At 27.2% G+C, this 11,230-nt stretch carries 12 protein-coding genes; 1 reads left to right on the top strand and 11 read right to left on the bottom strand.

The features are described 5' to 3' along the window. The 7 genes from OREMA_RS17310 to OREMA_RS0106530 all read right to left on the bottom strand — a co-directional run. A partial coding sequence (locus tag OREMA_RS17310; RefSeq protein ID WP_157280043.1) for a helix-turn-helix domain-containing protein occupies positions 1 to 511 on the bottom strand: 511 nt, incomplete at its 3' end. A 65-nt stretch (positions 512 to 576) separates the two neighbouring features. After that, positions 577 to 948: a hypothetical protein gene (locus OREMA_RS0106560; protein WP_018248476.1), complete on the bottom strand. Its 372-nt coding sequence runs from the start codon at positions 946 to 948 to the stop codon at positions 577 to 579. A 582-nt stretch (positions 949 to 1,530) separates the two neighbouring features. After that, positions 1,531 to 1,827: a hypothetical protein gene (locus OREMA_RS0106550; protein WP_018248474.1), complete on the bottom strand. Its 297-nt coding sequence runs from the start codon at positions 1,825 to 1,827 to the stop codon at positions 1,531 to 1,533. Positions 1,828 to 1,972: 145 nt separating this feature from the next. Next, positions 1,973 to 3,226 carry a nickel-dependent lactate racemase family protein gene (locus OREMA_RS0106545; RefSeq protein ID WP_018248473.1) on the bottom strand — a complete coding sequence of 418 codons (1,254 nt, stop codon included), beginning with the start codon at positions 3,224 to 3,226 and terminating at the stop codon, positions 1,973 to 1,975. Between the two features lie 267 nt (positions 3,227 to 3,493). After that, the gene (locus OREMA_RS0106540; RefSeq protein WP_018248472.1) at positions 3,494 to 4,474 is read right to left on the bottom strand and encodes an RNase H family protein; all 981 of its coding nucleotides are present in this window, start codon (positions 4,472 to 4,474) and stop codon (positions 3,494 to 3,496) included. 176 nt (positions 4,475 to 4,650) lie between these two features. Next, entirely contained in the window at positions 4,651 to 6,105 is a 1,455-nt protein-coding gene (locus OREMA_RS0106535; RefSeq protein WP_018248471.1) for a sensor histidine kinase, read from the bottom strand. 224 nt (positions 6,106 to 6,329) lie between these two features. Beyond that, positions 6,330 to 7,109 (bottom strand): ZIP family metal transporter, encoded by a 780-nt coding sequence (locus OREMA_RS0106530; protein ID WP_018248470.1) that lies wholly within the window; start codon positions 7,107 to 7,109, stop codon positions 6,330 to 6,332. 138 nt (positions 7,110 to 7,247) lie between these two features. Between OREMA_RS0106530 and OREMA_RS0106525 the strand changes: the two genes are divergently transcribed. After that, complete coding sequence (locus OREMA_RS0106525; RefSeq protein ID WP_018248469.1) at positions 7,248 to 8,543, top strand: hypothetical protein; 1,296 nt, start codon at positions 7,248 to 7,250, stop codon at positions 8,541 to 8,543. A gap of 95 nt (positions 8,544 to 8,638) precedes the next feature. Here the strand turns inward: OREMA_RS0106525 and OREMA_RS0106520 are convergent, their stop codons facing one another. The 4 genes from OREMA_RS0106520 to OREMA_RS0106505 form a co-directional block, all read right to left on the bottom strand. Beyond that, positions 8,639 to 9,361 carry a class I SAM-dependent methyltransferase gene (locus tag OREMA_RS0106520; protein WP_018248468.1) on the bottom strand — a complete coding sequence of 241 codons (723 nt, stop codon included), beginning with the start codon at positions 9,359 to 9,361 and terminating at the stop codon, positions 8,639 to 8,641. Between the two features lie 171 nt (positions 9,362 to 9,532). Beyond that, complete coding sequence (locus OREMA_RS0106515; RefSeq protein WP_407667762.1) at positions 9,533 to 10,315, bottom strand: methyl-accepting chemotaxis protein; 783 nt, start codon at positions 10,313 to 10,315, stop codon at positions 9,533 to 9,535. Positions 10,316 to 10,482: 167 nt separating this feature from the next. Continuing rightward, positions 10,483 to 10,668: a hypothetical protein gene (locus OREMA_RS0106510; RefSeq protein ID WP_018248466.1), complete on the bottom strand. Its 186-nt coding sequence runs from the start codon at positions 10,666 to 10,668 to the stop codon at positions 10,483 to 10,485. 150 nt (positions 10,669 to 10,818) lie between these two features. After that, on the bottom strand, positions 10,819 to 10,998 hold the full coding sequence (locus OREMA_RS0106505) for a hypothetical protein (RefSeq protein WP_018248465.1): 180 nt from the start codon (positions 10,996 to 10,998) through the stop codon (positions 10,819 to 10,821). Positions 10,999 to 11,230: the final 232 nt, after the last annotated feature.

The raw sequence follows: 11,230 nt of genomic DNA, 5'->3' as shown, positions 1-11,230 counted from the left end.
TTGATTCCTTTTCTTGTCTTTTAGTACCGTTAGACTTTTTATAATTACCATAGACTAACTCATCTCTATTTACCATCAAGATACCTTTGTCTATATAATTGTATATTGTTTTCCAATGTAGCTTAATTTCAAATCTTTCATCTTCCTGTATTTGATTAGCAATTACTTCTGGAGACCATTTATCTTGTTTTATTTTTCTTTCTATAAATCTTGCTAACTCATGTTCCTTAGCTATTTTTATCTTAGTTCCTTTAGCTGTAGCATTTTTATCATAGACTTTTTGCGCTATTTCAGCATCATATTCTATTCTTGTCGTATAATCAGAATTTAATAATTTTAATTCACCTTTCTTAAGCTCTCTACTTATTGTTGTTCTATGTTTTCCTAACTCTTTTGCNATCTCCTTATCTTTCTTACCTTGAATATTATATAAATGCTCTATTATTTTCCTATCTTCCAAAGTTAGGTGTTTTCCTTTTTTACTTTTTCTGTTATAATTATTTTGACACATATTTTAATACCTCACTTTATGTTATTTGTGGTTATTTAACATTATATATGAGGTATTTCTATGTGTCACTTTTTATTTTTTGATCTACCTGTGCATTTAATTATACAATGCTCCTCTAAATTGATTAAAAAATCTAAAATTTTCCCCCTATTATCCTCTTTAAAATCCATGCTTTCTTCTAGATCATACTTATTATCTTTAACTAAAACTTCTTTTCCCCAGTCTATTAAGCTTTCCTCTGCTTCCATCAATTTGCTATTTACTTTCCAATAATCTAAATTATTCTTTAATCTAAGTTCTTTTTCAATTAACTTTCTCCCTTCATACTTATCTTTTAAAGTCTCTAGCTCTTTCCTATAAGTGTGATCAACTATATTCTTATAAGCTAGTGCTAACAAATATTCCTTCTGCTCTTTTGTCTGTTTTTTTAAAGTCATTTTTATTCCCCCTTTTACTTATTTTAATCTTAACAATTATATATAAATATATTCATAAAAATCATCCTTCAATTTAATAATTAGAATTATAAATTATTTTTAGAAAAGAGATTAAATAGTCATAAGTGATTAGATTATAATTGACTAATATAACTAATGCTAATAATTTTAGCAGAATTATATTTTAGAATTCAAATTCTAAACTAGGGTTATAACTGAATAATAATAAGATAAACTCATAAAAGAGACTGATTTATGGACATACTAATAGAATTATTAATCGGATCTCTGCTCCTCCTTATAACTATTTGGGTAATCTGGATTCGTATTATCTCTGGCTATCTGATAATAAAATCAAGCTTTCTTAAAAGAAGAGTTAATCCTAAGATAGATATAGAAAATAAATTTATAGATTTAATCTTATTAATATTCAAAAACATACTATTAATAACTCTAATATTAGGCGGAATAGGTCTAGTAATCACTTTTATTATTAGCTCAAAGAAAATATTCTTTGAGAATTTATTTTAATATAAAAGAGGAGAGCTTTTAAAAGCTCTCCTCTTTTATATTATTACTTATTCAATTTTTTAACTTTATTAAATCATCTTTTGATATATTAACACCTAAACTTTCGATCTCTTTTAATAATTTATTATAATCTACATCTTCTTTTACTAATTCTTCTTTAATGAGTTTTAAAACTTCAATTTTATTTTGAGCCTCTCCAGTGGCTTGTGCTAATTTTACTAATGTACTATGTTCAATTTTAATATTGTTTTGTTTTAGGCTATTTGATAGCTCAATTATTTCTTTACTTTCTTCTAATTCTGCCTTAATAACCTGAACTGGATTATCCATTAATCTTTTAATACTCAAATTAATAATTTCCCCACTCTGATAAAAGGTATAACAGGTCATTCCAATACCTAAAGAAATAATACAGACAGATAGAATAATTAATCTCTTAAATAATTTGAAAATTATCTTTACCTCCTTAGAAAATAATCATGATTTTTAATTACTACTCTACTATTGCTACGGTTAATCCGCCTTGAGGCATTATAATAGTACTATATTGGTGATTATATTTATCTTCTATATAAGATAATACTTCATCAAGAGAATTCATCTTCTTAGCAAACATTAGCTCTGTAAACTCTTGATTGAACTCAGAGATAAGAATAAATTCCTTGTTCAAAACAACTTTACTAATTGCAAAAGCTTTATGTCCACCAATAACAAATTTTTCTCTGATCCGTTCTACATTATCCTCTGGTTTTTTTGAATTATTTAACCATTCTTCAAAAACATCTTCTCCTAATCCAGCTCTACATTCAGCTAATAAGACTATTATTCCTCCATCTTTCACAGCATAATCTGCATTATCAAGAGCTTTTTGGGCTTGATAAATATTAATATCTTTGGGATAGCCTCCTGCACTAACAATTGCTATATCTGCTTTATGTTTAATAGGTACATGATACATTTCTGCAGAAACATTTACTCCTTGATACCAAGCAGCTTCTAAATCTCCTGCAACTACTTCAACTATCTCTTTCTTACTGTTAGTTACTACATTCAAGATAAAATCCACTTCTGCCTTTCTTGCAGCTTCAATCATTTCCAAGCTTACTGGATTATCTTCTATTCTTGGTAAATTACCAACTAAGTTAACCATATGGGCATGATTATTTTGGATGGTATCTCTTCCTGCAACTCCTGGTAAGATAGACTTTCTTCCTCCTGAAAATCCTGCGAAATAATGAGGTGTTATCACCCCAGTAGTAATTAAAAAATCTGCCTCCAAAACTTCACGATTAAGATAAAATCTATTTCCTGTATCTAATTCGCCCATATCAACTAAGTCATTATCAGGATCATGGGATATCAAACGATAATTATCTACTATATCATCACCAAAGATTTTTCTATTCTGCTCTTCAGTATTAGGATCATGAATTCCAGTAGCTATAATAAAGGTGATCTCTTCTTTATTTATCCCTGCCTTATGTAGTACATCCAAAAGTGGTGGTAGCATATATTCATAAGGTGTTAAACGACTTACATCATTAACAACTATAACTACATTATTAGGAGACTTCTCAGCTAACAATTGCTCTAGAGATGATGAAGCTATTGGATCTTCTAAACAATCTTCAATTGTCTCCAAAGGATCAACTAGCCCCTCTCTTTCATTTGGTAATAATACTTCTACCTGCTTTCTTAATCTTTCCATATTTAAATTAACTTTTTCTGCTCCATACTTCAACTTCATAAGTTACTCCTCCATTTTAATTTAATTATTTACTAAATCTATAACTTTCTGATTTATATTATATTTAGATAAACTCTTTAATTTTCCTTTTATTTAGTCAGTTCTATAGTCATAAATGACTAATTCTGAAATAAACAGATCAGCTTAAAATATAAAATAAAGCTTTAAGATTATCATAAAATTATTTTTATTCTTAAAGAAGATTAAGTTGCAAATATATGAGCATCAAAAAACTCTCAGTTTTAAAACTGAAAGTTTTTATTAGTCTTAATTTCTTTTTAAAAATTCCTGCCATAACTCTTCTAATTCACTTTGATATTCTTTAGCCTTTAATTCATGGTATTTAGGGACTAAATTTAATTTATTTGTATTATATATATTTAAATGGCCTAGAAAATTGATTCCATCACTCAATTTTAATTTAGCACAATTTGAATTATAGATCCCTTTGTACTCTACTGTATAACCATTTCTCTGTAAATAATCAACAAATTTATTTGCTATCTCTTCTAATTCTTCTATCAGACTATTTTCTCTATTTTGATTACTTCCATTCATTGCTCCTGCTTTAGCTAATTTATCAGCCCATTCATTCCATTTCACTCCTGTATGTGCTTTAACTTTATACCAATTTATCTTAACCTTAGCTTTATTAATAAATTCTTTAAAGTTTTGAGTTAATGCTTTATTAGTTTTATATTCTCCAGTTGCCCATTTTTTTATATTCTCCATATCATAAAAAATATCTACTTCTTCAACTCTGTTCTTATGACACCACTTAACCCCTTCCTGAGTTGCTACCAATTCTCCTCCTACCTGTCTAGAATTCTGGGCCAATGGATCTGTTACTTCCCCTGATATTTCCTCTACCAACTTGTTATCATCTAAAATAACAACTCCATAACCAATCTTACCATCTATATAAGAACCATCAACATAAATCTGATAATCAACAGAAGATTTTTCTTGATTGTTTTCTTGACAAAAGAAATTTCTACCTTCCCATAATGAAATTAATCCCTGCTCAAGCTGTTTATTCTTTAATTCATGGCATTTTAAAGTATATTTTTCTTTCTTTGGACTATAATAAATATTCAAATTTCCAAATTGATCATCATTCTTTTTTATATTAACCTTAACCATATAATCACGAACCTGTGTTATCTCACCTTCTATATCTTCATTCTTTAATTTCTCAATAAATTCTTTAGCCTTTAATCTTAATTCTTTTTCACATTTATATGCCATTAATAAACTCCCCCATTACTTATAAGATAAATATAATATAATATAATCTAATCTAATTCTCAAACAAATTAAATTATATCAGAATTAGGAAATATATCAAAGAAACAACTTCTTATTTAGCTTAATAATTCATAAACAAACCTTGATAAAAAATATTATCTTTTAACTCTTAAAAACTAAATTCCCTTATATGCTGTATCTTCTTTTGATATGAGCATTGTTTTATCAATATTTTGTTTAATCTTAAAAAAGAAGGTTGTCCCCTCTTGATTACTTTCAAACCAAATATCTCCCTTAAATATTCTAGTAACAATATAATAAGTAATTGTTAACCCTAAACCTGTTCCATTTCTCCCTTTAGTAGAAGCAAAAATATCAAAAATATATTCTCTAATTTTTTCAGGTATTTCTGGTCCAGAGTTATAGATGCTAAATAAAACTTCATTATCCTTAGATTCAGCTTTAATTAAAATCTTTCTATTCTGCTCATAATTCATCAATACTTCTATAGCATTATTTAATAAATTTAATATAATTTTGCTAAATAAATTCTTATCTATTTTAATTTCTAAATCCTCTAATTCAACTTCTAGCTTAATTTTCTCTTTTTTACAATTTTCAAATACTTCTTTTAGTATTTCTGAAAAGATATCATTAATATTATATTTTAACAACTCTAATTGATGAAAATTAGATAATTCCAAAATTTCATTCATCAGATTATTTATTTGTTCGATACGCCCTTTAATACTATCAAAATATAAGTTTGTCTGCTCATTATTTGAATTAATCTTCCCTAATTCCGCTATAGCTAAAATCTCTTGCAATGGATTTCTAACTTCATGAATTACTCTAAAAGCCATTCGACCAGCATCTTCAATTTTATTAAATTTCTTAATTCTATCAGAGTGTTTAATTAATCCTCCTAAATTTAAACCTAGGTATATTCCTCCAATCATTTCCCCATTTATTATAATTGGAAAAGAGATTAGCTCTACCACTCTAGAGAGATGGTCTTTAGACTTCTTATTATTTATATATTTTTTGGTATGAACAAAGTTACCTAAAGCAATTCTTTTTAACAATAATTCTATCTCTTCTTCCGAATCAAAAAAAAACTTAATACTTTCACCAATCAAATCTTTTGCCTCTAGTCCACTATTATTTACAACTGATCTATTTACATAATTAAGTTTACCCTCTAAATCAAATAAACATATCTCTAACTCACTAAAATAAATGTGGCTATTAGCTTTAAAAGATTCTACTAAATCTTCTAGAGTATTAATTTTTTTCTTAAAATCTATATTTAAGATAACTACTCCACGAGAAGAAGAATTTATTTTTGTCGGTAAATGACAATATAAAATTCTTCTTTTCCTATTCTTCCACTTGTATTCTTTATATCCATAAAAAGGACTACCAGTACGTAATGCATCTATGGCAGTGCTTCCATCTAGTGTATGAATTTCAGTTAAAGGTTTAAATATATACTCATCGGGTCTTTTAACCCCTAGCTTACCAAAAGCCTCATATGCAATTTGGTTACCTCTTCTGATCTTATATTCATCATCTATAATCACTGCTATTCCTGGAAAGTTATTAACTAGATATTCGATACTATCTTCCATACTTATCCCTCCAACCAGCTGAATAAAATACAATTCAAATTCTTTTCAATTCTATATATTCAATATAATAATTTATTTTCCTGCTAAATACTTCATAATGATCCATTTAATTTATTTATTTTTCTATTTATTATAGTTTTTTACTTGATTTGGCTATGGGTCGAGTTGATATGATAAAAGAAGATGTATGTTAATTAACATACATCTTCTTAATTAATTTTATCCTAACCTAGTACATTATCTAAAAACATCATAATTACAAAGCCAATTAAAATTGCATGAGTTGATAGACTAGAAGTAGAATTTTTTTGGCTTTCTGGAATTATCTCATTACTAATAACAAACAACATTGCTCCTGCTGCAAAAGCTAAAGCAAAGGGTAACACAGGACGTGATATTTGTATTAATCCTACACCTAATAAGCCACCAATTGGCTCTACTAAACCACTTGCTAAAGCAATAATAAAAGCCTTCCAAACTTCCATCTTTTCCTTGACAAAAGGTATTGCTACCGCCAAACCTTCTGGTATATTCTGTAATCCAATAGCTATAGCTAAGCCAAGTCCATTTAAAATATCTCCATCCCCAAAACCTACCCCCACAGCTAATCCTTCTGGGAAATTATGTATAGTTATAGCCAAAGCAAAGAGCCATACCTTTCTAAGATTAGTATCCTCATCTGTCGAATTGGATAATAAGTTTGTATCAGGAAAGAACTTATCTACTAAGTCTAAAAAACCTCCCCCCGCTAAAATTCCAAATAATGCTATGGTAGCACCTTTAATACCTCCACCTCCTTTTTCAATAGCGGGGATAATTAAGCTAAAAGATGTAGCTGCTAACATAACACCTGCTGCAAAACCTAATGAAGTATCTAAAACCTTCTTGTGTATATCTTTAGTAAAAAAAATTGGAATAGCTCCTACTCCTGTAGCTAATCCAGCTGCTAAACTGGCTAAAATACCAATAGTAACAATATTATAACCTGCAAGAAATTCAAGCATAATCCACCTCCTTTACTCCATAATATTTACTAGAATTAAATTATGTGCTTAATAAATATGAATATCAGAGTAGAGTTGAACATAAATATAAATTGAGACTTTATTACCTTAATTATGGACAATAAAGGAGGTTATTAAATGAAATTGATAGATTTTTTTAGAGAAAGTTCCACAGAAACTCTAAATACCATTGCTAATAAACATAATATTTTTTATAATCCCAACTTTTCTAAAAGCTGGTTAAGTAAACAGATTAAATATAAACTAACACAAGAAAAATATTTAAGTAAAATTATAACTCATGAAATATCACCTCAAGCTCATAAACTTCTTAATAAACTGGTTCATACTGAATCAATTAATAAAGATAGCCTTGCCCAAGAAGTTTTTGAAGAATTAAATAATTTGGGAATCATTTATAGTAAGAACAACTTTTGTTATATTCCTAAAGACTTAAGAACTATCATTAGAAAATCTTTAGAAAATACTAATTCTACTAATAATGATCATAAAAAAATTTTTAAAAAGAAACTTAATAATACTACACCTACTTTAATTAATGAATCTCTACAAATAAATAATACCAGCAAAATTACATTCTTTGCCTATGTAGTTTTAGTAATTTCTTATGCTAATAAATTAATTAGCAATAATAATCTATCTTCTAAAGAATTAAAAAAATTATTATTAAGCTACATTAAAAAAATTAATTTTACTTCCTGTTCTGAAATTGAACTTTTAAATTATATTTTGGATTATAGCTATAATAAAGAGCTGATATCCTACAAAAACAAACAACTTAAGAATAACTTTAAGCTTTGGCTAGAAAGTTCTTATCAAGAAAAATTACTTAATTCTTTAAAGCTTTTCTTTCCTCATGATTTTGAAGTATTTAGAAGAATTATTTCAGTTTTAATCTATTACCCTTTAAATAAAAGCATCCCACTTGAATTTATTATTAAAGAATTTAAGCTTAATTTAACAGAAGAAAAAGGTAAAATTTTGAAATTGTTGAATATATTTAATATAGAAGACTCTTTTTTATCCTTAACCGACCTATGTTGGAATCTATTCAACTCTGATAGAAAAGAATTTTCAAATAAAATTAATATAATAAAAGATGAGATTATAATTGATCCCAATATTGAATTAACTAAATTATGGCTTATCTCTCAAAAGTCATCATTAATAGAGATTAATAATTATCTAAAATTTAAATTAGACAAAGGAGGCAGATCTATGAGTAAAAACTTAGAAAAGAAATACCCTAGCCTACGTGAATTAAGATTAAAAAGAATTAAAGGTGAATATCAAGGGGTATCTGATGAACAGTGGAAAGAATTATTAAATGAATTCAAACTAGAAAATAATATTACTGGCAATGAAAGCTTAAGAATCGACTTAGCATATCGCACATTACATTATCCACTTTAGGTTAATTCTAAGTTTGGGACTAAATAGAGTTTACTCTTAATTTTAGATTTAACCTAACTTATAATAAAAAGACCGAACAAAGTTCGGTCTTTTTATTATTTTTCTGCCAATACTACCAAAGGAAAAGATTCTAATGCTTGATATTTATTAAATTCAAAATCACCATAAAATTTAACTTTATTATATCCAAGCTTCTTTAATAAATTGAATAAAACTTGAGATTGCAAAGGATATAATAAAACCGAATTAACAAACTCACCTCTAGGAGTTCTTAATTTAGTCTTAAAATTAATTTTTTCACCTTTTAAGTCATAATCTCTTAGCAAGGTAACTACTGAGTCTTTAGCATTTATTGTAGGTAAGGACTCTATATTTTTAGATATTATTCTATCATAATTAACAATTTGCAATATTAACTTCCCATTATCCTGTAATAAATAATGAATTTTTGATAATACCTCTGCTATTTCTTCTTCATTATCTAAATGAACCAAGGAATTGCCTATACAGGTTATTAAATCAAATTTCTTTTCAGAGTATAGTTGGTCAATATCCTTCATATCTCCTACTTTAAAATCAATATTAATATTTTGCTCATAACTTTTATCTTTAGCCAACTCAATCATTTTAGAGCTCAAATCTAAGGCTGATACATTGTAACCCAACTTAGCTAATTCAATTGCATAATTTCCTGTTCCTGTAGCCAAATCCAAAACTTCATCTCCTTGTTTGAGACAGCTCTCCATAAAATTTAATTTTACATTTTTTAAGGGAAATATGTAATCATAATAACAACTGAATTGTTCATAAAACTCCATTTATAACACTTCCTTTCTGAATTTTAAAGGCTAACTAATATATATTTTTAATCAAATTTAATTTTTCTATTTAGTTAAAAGCAATTCCATTATAGCAGAAAATTCTGATATTATATATTAAAAATATCACATAAAGATAAAAAAGTAAGGGGATCCCCTTACTTTTTGTCTCTATTTAACTATTTTTATAATACTATCCCCTAAATCTAAGTGTTCTTCTCCTGCCTGATTAATCTGACTTACCATAGTAAAGATCTCACTAATCAAATCCATTACATTTGCAAAGTGGCTATCTAATTTATGAGCAATCTTACGATTATCATCCAGATGTAGATTTAAACTATTAATACTATCTTTAGATTTAGATAATAAATTATATATATTTCTAGTGCTAGATATAATATCTTCTAATAAATCACTAGTTCTTAATGATAAATCTTTAATCTCTTGAGCTACTATTGCAAAACCAGCTCCAGATTTATTCACTCTTGCTGCTTCAATAGATGCATTTAAAGCTAACATATTTGTTTGATCTGCAATCTTTCTTATCTTTTCCACAAACTTTGCAATATTATTAATTTCATTATGTAAGTCTACAAATAATTTATAAAAATCCTCTAATTCTTCTTTTGAACTTTCTAAATCTATCTTCATATTCGATATGATATCTTCTTCAATCTTATTCTCTTCTAATACCAGATTAGCCTTGTTATTAATATCATTAACCTGCCCTATTATCCAATTGTCCTCATCTTTCATCTCTTCTACGCTCTGTTGAACCTTTTGTTTTAAAGTATACAATTGCTCATTGACTTGAGCTTTATTATTTAGAGCTTGCTTAACTTCAGATATCTCTTCACTTTTATCTGCTAACTTCTCTTTTAATGCTCGGTTTTCTTGCTTTAATGCCTTAATTTCTTCTTTCAACCTCTTTCTCCCTAACAAAACAACCACTCCTTATACTAGAACCAATTTAGGTGCTATTAATTATTCTTACAATCCTGAGTTGTTTACTTGGTATTATTCTATATTAAAAAGAAAATGATGTCAAGAAAATCATTTTCTTTTTCTATATTATCCATATATAATTTAAGTAATAGATAATCCTTAAGGATTATCTATTACTCTAATTCAATCTTTGCTCTACTTTCATATTTTATACCTGCCAGAAGAGCTTTACTCCCCTCCTTAGCAGAAAGTTTTTGTCTCTCTTTAGATTCTAAATTCAGACTATCTAAAACCTCTTTACTCTCTTCTTGACCTTCCTCCAAGATATTTTCATTTCTAGCCTCATAATGAAATATCAACTCTTCTCACCTCTATGATTATTTTATTATTAGCACAATGCCAAATCCCATTATTTGGTAATATTCTATGTTAAAAATAAATTAATGTCAAGTCTATAGTTCAATTTTCCCACTTAGCTTCAATTAGCTTAACCACTCTTCTAATAATATTTAATAATTCATCTTTAATCTACTCTCATATTTCATATCCAAAAGAACAGACTTACCGTCTTCTTTTAGTTGATTTTCTTTCTCTTCGAGTTTTAGCTTTAAGGGAGTTAAGACTTTTTTAGCATCTTTTTTCTTATCATCTAAAATATTCTCATTTCTCGATTCATAATGAAATATCACCTTTCTCACCTCTATGTATAATTAATTTATTACTTAGTATATATAATAATTATCTCTTAAATTGCAATAATAAATTGAACATTTTCAAACTGTAATAATTTGGTTATTTAGTCATAAAGAATTTGTTTTAATTTATCTTCAAATATTTCATCAGGGGTTAGGTAATCTAAGATTTTTCTTGGTAAAGTATTGCACCAGTTTTGGACTCTAGCAATAGATTCAATAGAGAATT

Source organism: Orenia marismortui DSM 5156 (genome assembly GCF_000379025.1).
GTDB classification, from domain to species: Bacteria; Bacillota; Halanaerobiia; order Halobacteroidales; family Halobacteroidaceae; genus Orenia; species Orenia marismortui.
Note: the sequence above shows the minus strand (reverse complement) of the source record. Positions and strands in the feature narration are given on the sequence as shown.